Below are 16,200 nucleotides of genomic sequence, written 5' to 3'. Positions count from 1 at the left end.
TTCACGCTGATATTACCGAACCAGCTATTCATCAATATTCCTCCAGGAACGTTGTGCTTCTTGATCGTCGGTTGGCTGGAAGATTGTTGTTTTAAGAGCCAGCAAGGGGGGTAGCAGGTCTGTATCGGCAGCAATCCCGGGAGCTGAAAGGTTTTTGTCAGGCAAAGTTTGTAACAAGGTTTTCACACGGGTTTCACCGGCTGCCGACGCGCGCCTCTTTACCCTCGCGGCAACGAATGACAGTGGTGCATGCCGGCGAGGTGGCTTGATGTGGAATTGAGACTGAGTCTGTTCGGGATAAAACGCTCGATCGATCTGAGCCGTTTGGCCCGTTATCGAAACGCCGCAGTCGTGCTGGCATCTGCCTTGTTGGTTATTCCGCTGACCGTGTGGCTGTTGCGACCCGCCGCCGTCCCTGACCTGGCCCATGGCAATGTGGCGGGTGCCCGGGCGTTGGCGACCGGGTGGGCCAAAGGCGACATGATCGTGCTGGTGCGCCACGTCGAGCGTTGTGATCACTCCACGGCTGCCTGCCTGAGCGGCAATGACGGCATCACCGATCGCTCCCGTAGCGTGGCGGTGAGTGTCGGCGCGCAGTTCGAGCATCTGGGGCTGGATCGGGCCGACATCTACAACAGCCCAGTGATGCGCACGGCGCAAACCGCCGGTTACATGTTCAACAAGGTCGGCGTCGGCGAAGACTGGTTGGTCCACTGCAGAGACAACATGCTGCGCGATGCCTTGGCGCACAAGGTGGCCGGACGCAACCTGATTCTGGTGACCCACAGCGAATGCATGGCGCAACTCGAAAAAGATCTCAAGTTATCGACCGAGACCTTGGGTTATGGCGCTTCTCTGTTTATCTCCGCCAAAAAGTCTCAGCCGCCGCGCATGCTCGGTTTCATTGAAGCCTCCGACTGGCATTCGGTGACCACTGAATGAGCCTCACCATCATCCCTCTGGATCAGGACGTACGATGCTGACTGCTTCCCGTTACCGCTTTTACTGGGTGAACTTCGGTATTCCGCTGGCCTGCGCGGTCGTGGTGTTCCTGTTGTTTGACATGACCAAGATAGACATCGCCTTCAGCGATCTTTTCTATGATCCGGCCACACGGTTGTTTCCGTTACAGCATGTCCATCTGTTCGAAAAAATCACTCATAAATGGGCGCGGATCATCCCGAACTGGACTGGTGAGGTCGCGATGATTGGCGCTTTGCTGTCGTTTCTCTGGCCGCGACTGAAGGCTGAAAAACATTCGAAGATCATCACGCTCCTGGAAAAAATCAAAGTCGCGCCGATACTTCGGTTCGCCAGTAAACACCGTCGGGACTTCCTCTATGTGGTGTTCGCGTTTTCCATCAGCACTGGCGTTATCCACTACCTCAAAGGCCACACCAGTGTGTATTGCCCGGTCGAAACGACCCAGTACGCCGGGAAAATCGAACACAAGGAGTGGTACCAGAATTTCGACCTGCTGAAAGTCGCAGGCGATGGTCGCTGCTGGCCGGGTGGACATGCGTCGGGCGGCTTCACCATGCTCGCGCTGTACTTCGTGGCGCGTCGCTACCGCTGGCGGTATTCCAAAGCGCTGATGTACGGCTCGCTGCTGCTCGGTTTCGTCTACGGCACGACGCGGGTTCTACAGGGTTGGCACTACATGTCCCACACCTTCTGGGCCGGAATCTTTGTATGGCTGGCATGTTTGCTGACGGCGTTGGCGTTTTATGGGCGGGCGCGGCTGGAGCTGCCGGTGCGACAGCAGGCTGAGCGACCTGTCGTTGAGCCGTTTACAAGTTCACCCGCCAACGCGGAGATTTAGGCCGGGGGCCGTTGAATTCCTGAGTAGCAGTGTCCTTCCTGGCACTGCTACTGTTTGACGCTACGGAGTTTGAATTCAAGGAAGATGCAATGGAGCTTTCGCTGACGGTGGGCACTCATACATTGAGATTGAGTGCCCCCGACCCCGAATGGTGTAAAGCGTTGCAACATGCGCTTAACGCCAGTTTTACCACCCATTCCGAATTTCTGCCCTGGGCCAAACCCTACACCACGGAGGACGAGGCCCGATCGTTCCTCGCACGGGCAGTCGATGAATTCAAAAGCGAAACAGGTGAGCGGCGGCTGTTTATCGTCGACGATGCGGCGCACACGATCATCGGCTGCATTGGTTTGAAGCCCCGGCGCCGCAACCGCTACGTCGTCGGCTACTGGGCCAATACCGAGTATTCGGGCAAAGGTTACATACGCACGGCGCTCGAAGAATTGATCAAAAGCCTGCCCGGTTTCACGTTTTACCTGACCATAGACGTGGCCAATGTGGCGAGCCAACGGCTGGCTGAAGCGACCGGTTTTGGCTTGATCAGGAAGTGTTATCAGGCGCGGTGTTCGCAGCAGCATGGGGAGCAGGATACGTATTTGTATCGATTGAAATGCCGGCAGGAACTGCCGAAGGTTTCCCCTGCGCGGGCTACTTAAACTAACCGCCAACAAAACCGCAGACAAAAAAAAAGCCCGCGGGAGCGCGGGCAAACCTTAGTTTCTTGAATGAGCGAGGGCAATGTACAGGTTGGGGAGAGGCGGTGGGGTGAAGAAAAATTCATGTGGATGGAAGGCCTTCAAATCTGGCCGAACTCGCAGGGCTGACTCGGCAGAAAGTCATCGCTGTAGAGAAGGGCACTCTTTCCGTGAGCCTGAGTGCTTATGCGCGCGTGTTAGGTGCTCTGGATTGCGAATTTGCTGTCATTCCGGCAGCCATGCCGACTCTTGAAGAACTTGGTGCGCTGTTCGAAATGAAAATGATGTAGCAACGACGGCATCAGCCAAAATGGGCGACCTCAATGAGGCCGCCCATTTTGCTTTTCTACGCCGAAATCTGCGTTTGTAGTCGTCGCTCGATCACTCAGTGAAAAACGGGAGGCTTGCCCGCCGGCACCGAAGCGTTCGGATCAAGGTTATCCCGCGCTCGGTTGACCAGAAGCTCGGTCAGCATCGTCAACTGCTGAAGCGCCAGCGCCACATTGCGCTGTGGCCCATCAAGTCGGTTGGCAAAGTCCAGAGTCATGACGTTGAGGGACGCCAGGGTTTCGCTGGCATGAGTGAGCAGGGTGAGCGTGTCGACGTCGGGGCGGACGCTGAAGATGTTCCTGTTCGGGTTGCGCCGGCGGGCGTTGGCGCGCTCGGTGGCTTGGGGGCGTTGGGTTGGGTCGAGGGTTTCAGGCTTTGAAGTGGCCGTATTTTCAACTAAATGCAGGGTGATTTTTTTCATAAGGGCGTTCCATGAGGTTAGGGATCCTTACGCTATTTCGGGCTTGTCAAACCGTCCGCAGGGTTTACAGCGAAGCGTGAAGACTATCTGCCGGAAACGTTGTTCGCCAGTTCATGGAAGTCGCTACAGGTTGCGGGAAATTTCCCAGGATGACGTGGTTCTAATCTGTCAGAGAAATCCTTTTTTTGCACAAGGCCGAAAGCGTGGCGACTCTGCGTCCATTGAGTCGACAGTAAGTTACAGATCATGAAACCTACTGTTGAATCATCTAATACCGCACAATCCAAAAAAGGCACCTGCGATATGTTCGTCAGGTGCCTTTTTGTGTTGGGGTAACATGCGGGTTTCGTTATAACGCCGAAACCTGCATCTGTAACCTTCGCCCAACCACATCCAGCAAATCGCAGCCATCGCGTAGCGAAGTCACCAACACCCGCGCCAGCTTGCTGTGAACGCCTTCGTTCACAGCGAAACTCTCCAGCAATTGAGTCGCCGTGCGGATGCGGTAGGCCGCCGTTTCATGCAGCACGTCCAGCGGCGCTTCGGTGTCGATCAGCAGCGACGCAATGGTGCAGTCGATGCCGGTGACCGGCATGTATCGATCCATGACAAAACCTCCATTCGATCAACGAGCGTGATCACTCAGTGGCAGACGGGCGTGACCGCCGGCGTGGGCGAATCGAGGTTATCCAGCGCTCGGTTGATCAACATCTCAGCCAGCACGGCCAGTTGCTGAATCGCCAATGCCACGTTGCGATGCGAGCCTTCGAGCTGGTCGGCCAGATCGGTGGTCATGACATTCATGGAGGCCAGGGTTTCGCTGGCGTGACCGAGCAGGGTGGGTGTGTCGACGTCGGGGAGGATGGTGAAAATATGGCTCACGGGATCGGGCTGTTTCGGGTTGCGCAAGCGGGCGCTGACGGCGCGTTGGGTGGCTTTGGAGAGTTGGGTCAGGTCGAGGGTTTCAGATTCCGAAAGGTCTGGGTTTTCAAGGGGATTTGGGTTGTTCTTTTTCATGGAGGAACTCCGAAAGTTAGGGATCCCTACGCTTTTCGGCCTGTCAAAACCGTCCGCCGGGTTGCAGCGAAGACAGAAGGTTATCTTCTCGGATCGTTACTCGCCAGTTCATGGAGTTCGCCACAACTTGAGGGAAATTTCCTAGGACGTGGTTAGTTTGCCTCCAGCAAAAGCTGCAATTAAGACCTAGGTTGGAAAGGAGAGTCGGGAGAGGCGGACGCAGGCGCTATTGAGCTACATCGAAGTGAGTAACGTGCTTTATCGTCCAGCCGTCCAGCCGCAATGAAGATCGCCCTGAAAGGGGATACCGAGCGTATACGGGAAATAAGAAGCCCGGCATCTGGCCGGGCTTCTCTTTGATTCTATGCATGTCTATCAGGCTTGCTTTGCCTCGGCCTGCATCATCACGAGGTTTTGTTGCTTGGTCGCCTCGGTCAAAACTTCACTGTAAACGCGTTTTTTTGCTCTGACTTCGCGTTACGAATAAAGTCGGCAAATGGGGTACACCTGCCGTGGCAACGGACAGCAATCGAAATGGCTTCGTTATGACTAGATGGCGGTTTGAGAAATGCAGGTTGCCGACGAGGAACAGTCCCGACCGCTGCGCACCCCTCGTCAACGTGGTTGCAAAGTGTGCCTGACCAAACGTCAGCTAATGCCCTCTTGCCGGAAACGGATTCCGGCTGGCTTGGAACCGTGAGATCGGGATCGAATTACGTTACTCAGTGTTAGAACGTCGGGGTGTACTTCACGCTGAACATCACGTTGCGCGGATCACCGTAGTTGTTGTTGCCATTGATCTGGTTGTAGGCCGCAGTGAAGTACGTCTTGTCAAACAGGTTGTTGGCGTTCATCGCCAGCTCGATTTCCGACGTGAGCTGGTAGCCGACACGGGCATTCCACACGGTGTAACCCGGTACGTTGACGGAGTGATCGTAACCCAGCGTGTGGGTTTGGGCGGTGAAGCCCAGGCCAGTACTGACACGGTTCCAGTCCCCGCTGAACTGGTAGTTGCCCCAGACGCGCAGCATGTGTTTCGGCGTCCACCAACTGAAGACCTTGCCCTCGTTGTCCGGGTCTTTCAGGTATTTGGTGGTGTTGTACGTATAGCCGGCAAACAGTTGCAGATTGTCGATCACTTCACCGCTGATTTCGGCGTCGAGGCCTTGGCTGCGCACTTTCCCCGATGCCGTCGAGCAATACCAACCGTTGCAGATTTGCTCACCCTGCCTATCGAGAACAGCACGGTTCTCCTGATCGTAACGGAACAGGGCCAGGGATGTATTGATCCGACCATCCATCAACTCGCCCTTGAGACCAATCTCGTAGTTACTACCGATAATCGGTTTAATGACTGAACCCGCTGTATCGCGTTCGGTCTGCGGTGTAAATACGTCGGTGTAACTGGCATAGACCGCCCATTCGCGGCTCAGGTCATAGACGATACCGGCGTAGGGTGTGACTTCCCCGGTTTCGTTGGCGGTGCTCTCAGGATTGACGGTACTGCCAGACAAGGTTTCGGTAGACGATTTGTAGCTGTAGTCGTACCAGCTGACCCGGGAGCCGAGCACCAGGGTCAGCCGCTCGTTCGGCTTGACCCGCCAACTGCCGTACAGGCCTTTCTGGCGGATGTCGTATTGGCTGGGAACTCCACGGCCACCGGAATCGATCAAACCCTCGTAGCTGATGTCGGGACGGTCGTGATCAATGTCGAAGATATTGTCGGTGCTGTTGTTGAAGGTTCGGGCGTATTTGTCGTCCGAGGTATATTTGGAATAGTTGCCGCCAACCATGATTTCCTGCGGCATGGACAAGGCTTCGAACTTGCCGGTGAGGTTCATGTCCAGAGCGACTTTGGTGGAGTCCAGGTCCGTCACGAAGTCCGCGTATTGCACACCGCTGCCATCGGGATTGATGCCACTGCCGCTGGTTTGCACCCGCTGGCTCTTCGCCTTGTTGGTTTCAGTCATGCGCACGGCGCCGACCTTGAAGGCCCAGTCGTCGTTGAAACGGTGTTCCAGATCGGTGTAGAGCGTGGTGACATCAATCTCCGAATGGTTCCACTTCGCCCCGGTGTAGGTGCTGCGCGACAGGTCGATGGGTTTACCGTCGGAGTAACGCGGGAAGCCGCGGACATTCGAGCGCGATTCTCCGTCGGACTGGCTGACCGCCACGCCCAAGGTAGTGGCTTCGCTCAGATCAAAGTCCAGCGCGCCGTACAGTGAGGTGGTTTTGTACCATTCGGAATCGACAAACGAGTGGGTGTCGTCCTGGTCGGCAACGAAACGTCCACGGATGGTGCCACTCTGGTTCAACGGCCCGCCGGCGTCCAGTTGCAGAGCGTAGTGATCCCAGGAGCCAGCCTTGCCGGTAAGGGTAACTTTCGGTACGGCCTGACCGCGCTTGCGCACCAGATTGACCGCGCCACCCGGGCTGCCGGTACCTTGCAGTAAGCCCGATGCACCGCGCAGCACTTCCATGCGATCGAAGAAAATCAAGTCCTGCGTGGCCCAGTTGCCCAGCGCGTAAGTGTTGCGTGGGATCGGCACACCGTCGTACTGCCAGTCATCGATCTGGAAACCGCGCGAAGAGAGGATCAAACCTCTGCCGACGCCTTGGGCGCCGACCAGTCCGGTGGTCTTGTTGGCCGCATCCTTGAGATCGACGATATCCTGATCGTCCATTTGCTTGCGGGTCATCACAGTGACCGACTGCGGAATTTCCTTGAGGGTGTGGGTGCCTTTGCCGATGGTCACTGCCCGCGCGGCATAGGAACCCGAGCCTTCGGTAGTGGGGTCGGTGCTGCGTTCAACGATGTTGGTGACACCCAATTGCAGTGCCGCGCTGTTCTCCGGGGCTGGTTCAATGCTGAAGTTGCCTTGATCCGTCACGCGTAACTGCAAGTCGCTGCCCGACAGTGCCCTCTGCATCGCTTGCTCGGCCGACATCTGGCCGATCACCGATGGCGCCTGTTTGCCCTGCACCAGCGATGGCTCCAGCGAGATGATTTGCCCGCTCTGGCCGGCGATCGCATTAAGCGTGTTGGCGAGTGGACCGGCCGGCAGATTGAAGGTCAAGTTTTGCGCCAGGGCAGGGCTCGCCAGGGTTGCCAGGGCAACGGCGACGGAAAGGGCGTGGGGCCATGTGTTAAACACAACATTCTCCTGTTTGTATGGAAGTGTCAGGAGATAGGTGGGATGAGAAAGGAGAACCGGACACAAATAAGATCTGTTTTCAAAAAAAATTCACCGCTTTACTTCGAGCCAATCAGCGTCAGCCAAGGGCTGTAGCGATGCACCCGTATAGGCAGGGTTTCTGCCAGAGCACTGAACGCCCGGTTGGGATCGTCAAGCGGGAACACACCCTGGACGCGCAAGCCTCGAACCTCGGGAGCCACGCGCACAAAACCGCGACTGTAAGGGCGTAGGGCGTCGACCACTTGCTCAAGGGATTCGTCCAGCACATTCAGCCTCCCGCTCAACCAGTCGGCCCGCTGGCGCTGATCGCCGCTAACGAGGGCAATTTGCCGGGCGTGCAGCAGAGCCGACTGACCTTCTTGCACAACTTGCACTGTGCCGTCGAACAACCGTGCTTCGACCGAATGCTGTAACACCACCAGTCGGCTGGCATCTTGCTCCTGGGCAACGAGAAACCGGGTACCCAGCGCGCGCACTTCACCTTCAGCGGTGCGCACGCGCAACGGACGGCGGGGATCGGGCGCCACCTCAATCACCAGTTCACCGTGACGCAGGATCACCAGCCGTTGCTTGTCATCGAAGCACAGATCCACCGCGCTGTTGGCGTTTAAGCTCAGGCTACTGCCGTCGACCAGATTAAAGTTTTGACGCTCGCCGCGCCCGGTGTGCAGATCAGCCAGCAGCGCGTCACCCAGCTGGCTCCTGGCGCCTAGCCACACACCGCCTCCGAGCAGGCCCAGGCCGGCGATCACGCGCAGGGCGTCGCGGCGCGAACCATGAGGCTGCAAGAGCACTTGGCGGGCTTCGCTGGCCTGACCGGGCAAGCGTCGATCCAGCGCGCGAACCGTGTTGAACGAACCGCCGAGACGGTCCTGCAATTTTGTCCAGGCCTGGCTGTGCGCACGATCCATCGCCAGCCACGCGTTGAAACGTTCCTGCAGTGCAACATCGGGCGTACCGGCGCGAAGCTTTACCATCCAGTCGATGGCCTGCTCACTGATGGGGTCCCGGCGCGGCTTACTCATGGCGATATTTCGCACAGATAGCACTGACGCAATGCCTGTTTCATGTAACGACTGACAGTGCGCTCCGACAGCCCCAGCTTCTGCGCAATCGCGACATAGCTCAGACCATCCAGTTGGCTATAGAGGAAAGTAGCCTTGACGACCATCGGCAAGCCGTCGATAGCCCGGTCGATGGCCACCAGGGCTTCGATCAACTGCAGCTGCTCTTCGGGGGAGGGGGCCAGCGCTTCGGGCAGAACGGACAAGCGCTCAAGGTAGGCCAGCTCCAACTTGCGCCGGCGATGACGGTCAAAGATCAGCCGGCGAGCAATGGTCGAAAGGTAAGCACGAGGTTGTTCGATGCTGTCGGGATCGACACGAGCCACCAGCATCTGGCAAAAAGTATCGGCGGCGGTGTCCTCTGCGTCCGCGTGATTGCGCAGGTGCCGATGAATATGCTGCAGCAGCCAACGATGATGATCGCTGAAAAAGAATCCCAGCTTACTGGACGGAGGAGATTGCACTGGTCGGCTTTCCAGATGTTAGTGTGAATCGTTCTCAATACTACCTGTGTGATGAGCGACAGTGCAATCCTGTCTGAAACGGATCAGCGTTTGGCTGAAGGCAAGAGCCAAAGGCGCTGCATATTTGGAAACGAGCGACGGCTATTGGCTGTGGGGGGATCAGACCCGCAGTACGCCGCAGGTCCAGATTGACGCTGACGCTGGCAAGCTCACCCTGTTCAACTTGCTGGCGCAGATGTATCGGGTGGTCCAGCGAGGTCTGTCGATCAATCTGCCGCGCATCATTGAACCGTAGTGCTGAATCCCCCCGTATTACTGGATTTCAGGCACAAAAAAGACGTCCGTGGACGTCTTTAGATGATGAAGTGGTGGGCCGGGGTAATTTGAATTCGTTTTGTAAATTATTGATTTATAATATTAACTTTTTATTTTATTTTTGGTTGGAATACCAATTGGAATACTGCACTCCACTTGACCACCAGTTTGCATTCGATCCGACCACCGATTGCATCGGGAGTGACCAGCACGCTTCGTAACATGATAGGCAATGAACTGCCCGAAGCAGGCATCTCGGTGGCATGCGTAGTGTGAGATTACGTCGTCAATTTCCCGAACCTCGCCCGGCTCCACCCCAGTGATGCTTCTGGTCATGTGGGACCGGGCGAAATTCGGGAATAGCTGGGCCACTCCGGGTAGTCTTTTTAAGTCCCCGTCGATTCATAGTGCTCCTTGATCAACGCCAATATCTGCACCTGGTGCCGGTCGATAGCACGCGCTCAGATCCTCATTCGATCCCCCTGTTTTCGCGATGGTGAGCTGGTTTTTTCCTGCAGCGCTGGTCGATTTGTTTGGGCGGGGCAATCCTGCATTTAGAAAACGGCTACCGAGTAAGCCGGCGTGTGTCGTGACAAACCGCCTCCAGAAGCAGAACCATATCACTGGAGGTTACCAAGGATTGGTTCAAGACCCGAGTCCATTGAGTGTCTCCATAGCTGCATAAATAGGATGGGTGAGGCGAAGGCATCCACCAGCCTCCGCCTGTGCGAGCTGGATGCAAAAAATTTGATGACGATGCTCGATAGCTGTGCTTATATACAGTAGTTTTGTGGTCGAAGCGCTGATCTATTTAAGGCAATTTAGTTTCAAGGGCACCGTCCAGTACAACGCAGCAAAGCTACATCAGCCTCCGGGGAAATATTCGATTTTGGAGCTGTACGTAATTTTCCCCAATCTGCTTCGTACTGGCTGAGAATGGTTTTGCAACCTTGTTTCGTTTGGCAGCGAAACTATCGTGAAATGTGTCTTTATTTCTTGCTAATACAGATCAAATTGGAGACAATCGTGTGGATTTATGCGCACAAGTGCGCACTTTGCTATATTCAGCATGCATACGGTCGGAGGCTGCTATGGCGGGAGTTGAAAGGTTAACTGTGCTATTGGCTGAAGCTGATCATGCGAGGCTAAGCCAGTATTGTGATGAGCACGGCTGTAAAAAAAGTACGTTGGTTGCGAAGCTAGTAAAAAATTATCTAGATTCGGTTTTCGAACCGGGTGCTGTAGGTGTTTCCGCATGCGGCTCTGGTGAGGTAACTAAAAGATCACCCACGTATAGAATCCATACTTGAATATTAGAAGGCAGAAATATGAAGGATAAAGTCCAGGTAATTGACCTCTTTTGTGGTGCGGGTGGATTATCATGGGGCTTTGCGTCATTCAAGTCGTTAGCCTCCGAGTTTTCAATTTTAGGTGGTGTCGATTTTAATCAGGCGAGTTTGGAGACGTACAAGAAGAATATTGGGGCGAAAACAGTTAAAGCTGACTTAGGTGTGATTGCATCTTGTGGAAAGACGCTGAGAGCTTTCGTTGATAGTTTTGAAGTCGATCCATCTTTGCCGTTGATTATTATCGGGGGGCCACCTTGCCAAGGCTTCTCCGCTCATTCAAAAAAACAAAGGAATGGTGACGATAATCGGAATGGATTGGTTAACGATTTCGCAATAATTGCCCTTGCATTCAAGCCTGATGTAGTAATTTTCGAAAATGTGCCGGAAGTCATGACCAAGAAAAATTGGCCATTTTTCGAACCTATGCTAAAGATTTTTGAATCGGATGGAATGCATGTTTCCGCCAAAGTTCATAATTTGGCCGAGTTTGGTGTTCCACAAGAACGCTTTCGGACATTGGTAATCGCATCTCGTACAGCGCTACCTTCAATAGCAGCAACTCACGCACCAAATGAATATGTAACTGTGCGCGAAGCTATAGGAGCGCTCCCTCCTGTGCTCCCTGGCGCACGGTCTGAAGATGAAATGCATTTCTGCGCGTCACATAGATTATCAACTGTTGAAATTATAAAGAAAGTTCCTGTCGACGGTGGGAATAGGCCTCAGGGTATTGGTCCAAAATGTTTGGACAAAGTTGATGGATATCGAGATGTATACGGCCGTTTATCCTGGGATAAGCCAGCCGTTACAATTACTGCTTCGGCTCGAAATCCTGCAAGCGGGCGCTTTTCTCATCCTGAGCAAAATAGGGGGCTTACAGTTCGAGAAGCCGCTCTACTCCAAGGGTTTCCATTAAGTTATTTTTTTGAAGGAGCTTTCGATGAGAAATTTCTTCAGATAGGGAATGCAGTTCCACCTGTTTTTTCTTACGCGCTTGCGGGATTTATAATGCGTAGCTTGATCGTAAAAAAAGATGGTCAGAAAAATGATATCGCTCAAGGTATTCCTAGTAAAAAGGAAATACTAGCGCCAATTAAAAACTCATTTTCTAGCTCTATTTTCGCATATAAACGTCGAGATCCAAGTGACAAATATCAGACCAATTAAAATACGAGAAGCATTGACCGCAGTTGATGCGTTTTGCGGGGCTGGCGGTCTGTCACTTGGACTGAATAAAGCCGGATTTAATATTAGCTTTGCGTTCGATAGTAACGAGCGTGCAATAAAGACGTATAGACGCAATTTAGGTAATCATGCCGATGTACTGGACGCCAAAAGTGTCGGTCGTGAGTTGCTCGATAATTATGAAGGCGTAACGCTATTCGCAGGTGGCCCACCTTGCCAAGGCTTTTCTGTACAGAGACGGGGCAGCGCGAATGACGCAAGAAACGACTTGGTTTTCGAGTTTATACGAATAGTTTCAGACTTGAGACCTAAAATCTTTTTGATGGAGAATGTAGCTGCGTTAGCTTCCCCCAGAAACGCCCTGCATTATAATAAAATAGTCGAAATGGCTGAAGTGGCAGGATATAGTATTGAAGCAAAAGTTTTAAATGCTGCTGACTTCGGTGTCGCTCAAGTACGGAAGCGACTCTTTATACTTGGTACTAGAAAGGACTTCTCTAAGCCACTTTCTTTGCCGGATGGAAAGTATCAGCAAGCTACTTGGAAGACGGTCGAAGATGCCATCGGGGGGCTTCCAGAACCTCGGTCAGAACTGGGTAAGACAATACCGAATCATGTGCCGGATAATATTTCTGAACTGAACAGAGAGCGAATATCGCATGTTCCCCCAGGTGGAGGGCGAAGCGATATTCCAGTGCATCTTCGTCTCCCTTGTCATTCGGTTTCGGTTGAAACAGCAGGGCATCGTGGGGTCTATGGTCGACTTGATTGGGACAAACCTTCTGGGACGATAACCACTAAGTGTAATAGCTTTACGCGTGGGAGATTTGCTCACCCAGTCGAAAATCGAAACATAAGTATGAGAGAGGCTGCGCGGATTCAATCCTTTCCCGACGATTTCGTATTTGAAGGCGGGACGGTTGACGTTGCTCATCAAGTAGGAAACGCTGTTCCGCCGACTTTAGCTTATGAGATAGGCGTGCACTTAATTAATCAAATCAACGCTATTGAAAACGACTTTATTGATATCAATTTACTTTCCCCTGCTATATTAAATTAAATAGAGAGTGTATTAAATGGAGTGGCGTGATGCACTGAGGGCGAATTTGTCATTGTGGCCAAACCTTGCACCAAATTTGGCCGCGATGGGTTTATGCGCTGGGGAAAGTTATAGTTCCGACTTGTTTTTTGAGACTTTATCAAGTTTTGATGGGCAAGCGAGCATTGATTTAGTAAGCGCTGAAGAAAGCTTGGCCGAGGCGGAAAACTCCGTAGAGGCGACTGAAGATTCAAGTAGTATCCCTTTACAGGGTAAATCAAAAAAAGCGTCTACTGATAGAACAATAAGGAACACAGTAGAGGTTATGGCGCTTGGAGGTTTAGCTTTTGTGGAGGATGAGTCTGTTCACTTGACTCGTACTGGAAAAACCTTGTTGCGCTTTCTGAGTAGCAGAAATGGCGTGCCTTCTATTGCTAATAACAACAATATACATCTTGCGGGGAAACTCCTGCTTCCGGGGCTTATGGCTGTTCCGGAGTATCGCGCAATATTGATGCTTATAGATAGTATCGATAATTATATTTCTCCAGAAGAGCTAAATCGCGCGATAGGAGTGATGATTGAGTGGGACTACCCTCATGAGGCTTTGATGGCGGAAATGGCGATAAAGATTAAACAATCACGCTTTCATAACGATGTGGCTAGTATCGGTCAGCGCTGGTATAAAAATGAAGATTTTGGGACAGTTCAAGCAAGTTCCCAGCGCAAAGCTCTGAATCCTTGGTTCCTTCTCTGCGGTGGAGGAGGTCTCGTGCTACAGACGGAAGCAAACTCTACCCGCAGAATCCATCCTCTGCTTAGAAATGAAATGTGCCGGCTGAGAGGCCAATCACCTGAAAGACTGAAAATGCCTGCGAAGGATATTTTTAAATCGAGCAAGTCTTTTGCTATGGCATTCTCAGACCTCTGTGTGTAAATAATTATGATGATAATTAAACAGCTCGTCAAAGATATAGTGTCAATGGCTCAAACCAACGGCTCGTCTTCTATAATCGCTTTGGCCGGAGTTCCTGGGACGGGCAAGTCATATGTAGCTACTCAGGCTGCTATAGAACTAACGGGGCATGAGTTGCTTGTAAAAACGGTACAGTTTCACCCCGGATTTTCGTATGAAGATTTTATAGAAGGTTATCGCCCAGTTGCTGGTGGCTTTGAGCTTCAAGATGGGGTTTTGCTTCAGGTGAATCAGCAGGCACGCCGTGATCCTCAGAATAAATATGTTCTTTTAATTGAGGAGTTTACCCGGGCCAATATTGCCGCGGTCTTGGGGGAGCTATTAACTTTTATTGAGTATAGAAATCAACCGTTTGTTCTTCCCTCAGGCCGCCAAATCGCATTAGCTTCAAATTTGGTATTTATTGTGACGTATAACCCGCTCGATCGGAGCGCTCTAGATTTAGATGACGCGGTAATAAGGCGGCTTCGTATCAAGAATATCCCGCCTGATGCTCAATTATTAGATTCGATGATTTCTCCTACGACTAATCTCGAGGAAGTGTTTAAGGAATCACTTGTAAGGAATTTTTCAGAGTTGTGTAAGTATGGGGCTGAGGGTGATTCGATTTCCCTTCCTTTTGGGCATGCAGTTTTTAAAGATATAACCGAGATTGGTGAGCTTCAAGCGCTATGGGATCAGCAAATAAAATTCTTGGTAAAGCGACCATCACTTCCGCCACATCCTCTCGCTGATGAGGTGTATCGCATGATCAGACTTGTTGCAGATGATGTCTCGAAATTTAAAATGCAAGAAGGCGAATAGTTATAGTCTTGACGACGATCTGATGAGATTGCAGCCGGAGTGTGGTGCTGATGCGGGCAAATGGAAATATGTCAGATTGGTGGTTTAGTGGTGGACATACGGCAGCACGCCGAATCATATTAACTGAAAGGAAACCTCAGGAGATAAGTGCTGAAGACTTTCAAGTCCTCCAGCGTCAGCCCTCATTTAACTCGCTGATTGAACTTAAAATTTTAAACGTGGTTATGCGCGGAAGAAATAGATTTGAGCTAAATCCTTCGCATTATTTAGGGGCTGCTAGTCTCGAAAATTCATGGGTTATAGAAATCATTGAAAAGGCTGCCGGAACTCTTCGTGGTCTATTTGAAGAGTTGTCTAGCGCTAGGTATAAAATCCCTAAAGCATCCACAAGTAGTAGTGCCGATGGTGCTATATTTTTTCATATTGCCAATTCTTTCCTGGATTCGGTGGAGATATATCTGGGCCGTGGGCGAGTGAAGAACTATGAGGTTTGTTCATATCCTACCAGTCGCCCATCAGGGCGAATAGACTTCGCCAAAAGTATTAAGCACATCTCGCGCGGTGATCCCTCAACTGTTTGTGTCAGCTCATTTGTATTAACGCCAGATATTATTCAGAATAGAATAATTGCATACTGCTTGGTCGTAATTGAGGTTTTTGCGCGTCACAAATCATTTATGCGTGAGGTCTTAGTAAGAGCCAGAACTTTATATTTGATTTTTCGTGATGTTAAATATGCTCAGTACTCAAGGATGAGTGTGAGTTCTCGAGTGGATTGTATTACAGAAGCTATTCGAGAGGAACGTTTTGGTACTGAGCTGAAAAATACCCTTGAACTGGCATTTCCTATTTTTGTTGGGGGTGGTTTGTTCGGTCTGGATAATGCTGATTTTCAAACTTCTTCAATGTTCATTGATATGGAGTATTTATTCGAGGTGGCAATTTTAAAGCGCTTTAATCTGAGCGGTGCTTATGCTGTGCGTGGTAAAGGCTGTGGTGTAAAAATTTTTCCAGAAATATCTAATTATAGATGTGAGCCAGACGTTGTTTTGCAGAATAAAGAACGTCTTCCGCTTGCTGTAGGCGATGTTAAGTATAAAGCTTTGGAGATTTCAGGGCCAAGTCAGTCGGATGTGTATCAGGTGCTTGCCCATGCTGAAGCCTTTTCTGTTTCTACTGCATTCTTAGTATTCCCGGCGTCGGAATTTAGTAGCAAGAACTATGGTAGAGCTAATAACGGTGTGGGTCTAACAGTGTTTACTGTAAGGGCGGAGTATTTAGGTGAAGATGTATTTTCTATCATGGCAGAGCTACAGTTAGGTTCGGTATCTACTCGACCTCGGATCTGAATAGTTTTGGTTTCCCATGGAATTGAGCGCGATCTCAAGGATGCCAACCGTGTAGCCCGTTGGCCAGCCAAGCATTCAGCGGTGAATACGCTCTTCTTGGACGTGCTATGTCAATATGGAAGGGAATATCTACTCTGAGATACATGAAGGCGAACAAACGAGACTGGAAAGCT

At 51.7% G+C, this 16,200-nt stretch carries 17 protein-coding genes; 10 read left to right on the top strand and 7 right to left on the bottom strand.

Annotated features, from left to right (window positions below; translation table 11 throughout):
• Nucleotides 1-24: 24 nt before the first annotated feature.
• On the bottom strand, nt 25-186 hold the full coding sequence (locus ACQKPC_RS18365; RefSeq protein ID WP_427625818.1) for a hypothetical protein: 162 nt from the start codon (nt 184-186) through the stop codon (nt 25-27).
• An 84-nt stretch (nt 187-270) separates the two neighbouring features.
• Between ACQKPC_RS18365 and ACQKPC_RS18360 the strand changes: the two genes are divergently transcribed.
• From ACQKPC_RS18360 to ACQKPC_RS18345, 4 genes are all read left to right on the top strand, one after another.
• Nucleotides 271-942, top strand: coding sequence for a histidine phosphatase family protein (locus ACQKPC_RS18360; protein WP_427625817.1), 672 nt, complete (start codon nt 271-273; stop codon nt 940-942).
• A gap of 34 nt (nt 943-976) precedes the next feature.
• Nucleotides 977-1,822, top strand: coding sequence for a phosphatase PAP2 family protein (locus tag ACQKPC_RS18355; protein WP_427625816.1), 846 nt, complete (start codon nt 977-979; stop codon nt 1,820-1,822).
• Nucleotides 1,823-1,911: 89 nt separating this feature from the next.
• On the top strand, nt 1,912-2,478 hold the full coding sequence (locus ACQKPC_RS18350; RefSeq protein WP_427625815.1) for a GNAT family N-acetyltransferase: 567 nt from the start codon (nt 1,912-1,914) through the stop codon (nt 2,476-2,478).
• Between the two features lie 125 nt (nt 2,479-2,603).
• Nucleotides 2,604-2,807 (top strand): helix-turn-helix domain-containing protein, encoded by a 204-nt coding sequence (locus ACQKPC_RS18345; protein WP_427625814.1) that lies wholly within the window; start codon nt 2,604-2,606, stop codon nt 2,805-2,807.
• A 95-nt stretch (nt 2,808-2,902) separates the two neighbouring features.
• Here the strand turns inward: ACQKPC_RS18345 and ACQKPC_RS18340 are convergent, their stop codons facing one another.
• From ACQKPC_RS18340 to ACQKPC_RS18315, 6 genes are all read right to left on the bottom strand, one after another.
• The gene (locus ACQKPC_RS18340; protein ID WP_427625813.1) at nt 2,903-3,268 is read right to left on the bottom strand and encodes a DUF6124 family protein; all 366 of its coding nucleotides are present in this window, start codon (nt 3,266-3,268) and stop codon (nt 2,903-2,905) included.
• Between the two features lie 349 nt (nt 3,269-3,617).
• On the bottom strand, nt 3,618-3,875 hold the full coding sequence (locus ACQKPC_RS18335) for a hypothetical protein (RefSeq protein WP_427625812.1): 258 nt from the start codon (nt 3,873-3,875) through the stop codon (nt 3,618-3,620).
• Between the two features lie 35 nt (nt 3,876-3,910).
• Entirely contained in the window at nt 3,911-4,285 is a 375-nt protein-coding gene (locus ACQKPC_RS18330; RefSeq protein ID WP_427625811.1) for a DUF6124 family protein, read from the bottom strand.
• Nucleotides 4,286-5,013: 728 nt separating this feature from the next.
• A complete protein-coding gene (locus tag ACQKPC_RS18325; RefSeq protein WP_427625810.1) occupies nt 5,014-7,440 on the bottom strand; it encodes a TonB-dependent siderophore receptor in 2,427 nt (808 codons plus the stop codon).
• A gap of 98 nt (nt 7,441-7,538) precedes the next feature.
• On the bottom strand, nt 7,539-8,507 hold the full coding sequence (locus tag ACQKPC_RS18320; RefSeq protein WP_427625809.1) for a FecR domain-containing protein: 969 nt from the start codon (nt 8,505-8,507) through the stop codon (nt 7,539-7,541).
• A complete protein-coding gene (locus tag ACQKPC_RS18315) occupies nt 8,504-9,010 on the bottom strand; it encodes a sigma-70 family RNA polymerase sigma factor (RefSeq protein ID WP_427625808.1) in 507 nt (168 codons plus the stop codon). Before ACQKPC_RS18315 ends, ACQKPC_RS18320 begins: the two co-directional genes overlap by 4 nt.
• A gap of 124 nt (nt 9,011-9,134) precedes the next feature.
• On the opposite strand from ACQKPC_RS18315, the gene ACQKPC_RS18310 reads away from it, so the two are divergent.
• The 6 genes from ACQKPC_RS18310 to ACQKPC_RS18285 all read left to right on the top strand — a co-directional run bounded on the left by ACQKPC_RS18310 (nt 9,135) and on the right by ACQKPC_RS18285 (nt 16,027).
• Complete coding sequence (locus ACQKPC_RS18310) at nt 9,135-9,305, top strand: hypothetical protein (protein ID WP_427625807.1); 171 nt, start codon at nt 9,135-9,137, stop codon at nt 9,303-9,305.
• Between the two features lie 1,348 nt (nt 9,306-10,653).
• Entirely contained in the window at nt 10,654-11,841 is a 1,188-nt protein-coding gene (locus ACQKPC_RS18305) for a DNA cytosine methyltransferase (protein ID WP_427625806.1), read from the top strand.
• Nucleotides 11,819-12,919, top strand: coding sequence for a DNA cytosine methyltransferase (locus ACQKPC_RS18300; protein ID WP_427625805.1), 1,101 nt, complete (start codon nt 11,819-11,821; stop codon nt 12,917-12,919). Before ACQKPC_RS18305 ends, ACQKPC_RS18300 begins: the two co-directional genes overlap by 23 nt.
• 16 nt (nt 12,920-12,935) lie before the next feature.
• Nucleotides 12,936-13,835 carry a hypothetical protein gene (locus ACQKPC_RS18295; RefSeq protein WP_427625804.1) on the top strand — a complete coding sequence of 300 codons (900 nt, stop codon included), beginning with the start codon at nt 12,936-12,938 and terminating at the stop codon, nt 13,833-13,835.
• 45 nt (nt 13,836-13,880) lie between these two features.
• Nucleotides 13,881-14,678, top strand: coding sequence for an AAA family ATPase (locus ACQKPC_RS18290; RefSeq protein ID WP_427625803.1), 798 nt, complete (start codon nt 13,881-13,883; stop codon nt 14,676-14,678).
• A 50-nt stretch (nt 14,679-14,728) separates the two neighbouring features.
• Nucleotides 14,729-16,027, top strand: a complete 1,299-nt coding sequence (locus ACQKPC_RS18285) for a 5-methylcytosine restriction system specificity protein McrC (RefSeq protein ID WP_427625802.1) — start codon at nt 14,729-14,731, stop codon at nt 16,025-16,027.
• The last annotated feature ends 173 nt before the right edge of the window (nt 16,028-16,200 follow it).

This window comes from Pseudomonas sp. NPDC089918, assembly GCF_050280605.1.
In the GTDB taxonomy this organism is placed as follows: domain Bacteria; phylum Pseudomonadota; class Gammaproteobacteria; order Pseudomonadales; family Pseudomonadaceae; genus Aquipseudomonas.
The sequence above is the reverse complement of the archived record's forward strand: the minus strand, read 5'-3'. Positions and strand labels throughout refer to the sequence as shown.

What these genes read in the sequence shown, in the direction of transcription:
- ACQKPC_RS18355 (WP_427625816.1), top strand. Translation starts at nt 977, where the DNA reads ATGCTGACTGCTTCCCGTTACCGCTTTTACTGGGTGAACTTCGGTATT.
- ACQKPC_RS18350 (WP_427625815.1), top strand. Translation starts at nt 1,912, where the DNA reads ATGGAGCTTTCGCTGACGGTGGGCACTCATACATTGAGATTGAGTGCC.
- ACQKPC_RS18340 (WP_427625813.1), bottom strand. Translation starts at nt 3,268, where the DNA reads ATGAAAAAAATCACCCTGCATTTAGTTGAAAATACGGCCACTTCAAAG.
- ACQKPC_RS18335 (WP_427625812.1), bottom strand. Translation starts at nt 3,875, where the DNA reads ATGGATCGATACATGCCGGTCACCGGCATCGACTGCACCATTGCGTCG.
- ACQKPC_RS18330 (WP_427625811.1), bottom strand. Translation starts at nt 4,285, where the DNA reads ATGAAAAAGAACAACCCAAATCCCCTTGAAAACCCAGACCTTTCGGAA.
- ACQKPC_RS18320 (WP_427625809.1), bottom strand. Translation starts at nt 8,507, where the DNA reads ATGAGTAAGCCGCGCCGGGACCCCATCAGTGAGCAGGCCATCGACTGG.
- ACQKPC_RS18305 (WP_427625806.1), top strand. Translation starts at nt 10,654, where the DNA reads ATGAAGGATAAAGTCCAGGTAATTGACCTCTTTTGTGGTGCGGGTGGA.
- ACQKPC_RS18295 (WP_427625804.1), top strand. Translation starts at nt 12,936, where the DNA reads ATGGAGTGGCGTGATGCACTGAGGGCGAATTTGTCATTGTGGCCAAAC.
- ACQKPC_RS18290 (WP_427625803.1), top strand. Translation starts at nt 13,881, where the DNA reads ATGGCTCAAACCAACGGCTCGTCTTCTATAATCGCTTTGGCCGGAGTT.
- ACQKPC_RS18285 (WP_427625802.1), top strand. Translation starts at nt 14,729, where the DNA reads ATGCGGGCAAATGGAAATATGTCAGATTGGTGGTTTAGTGGTGGACAT.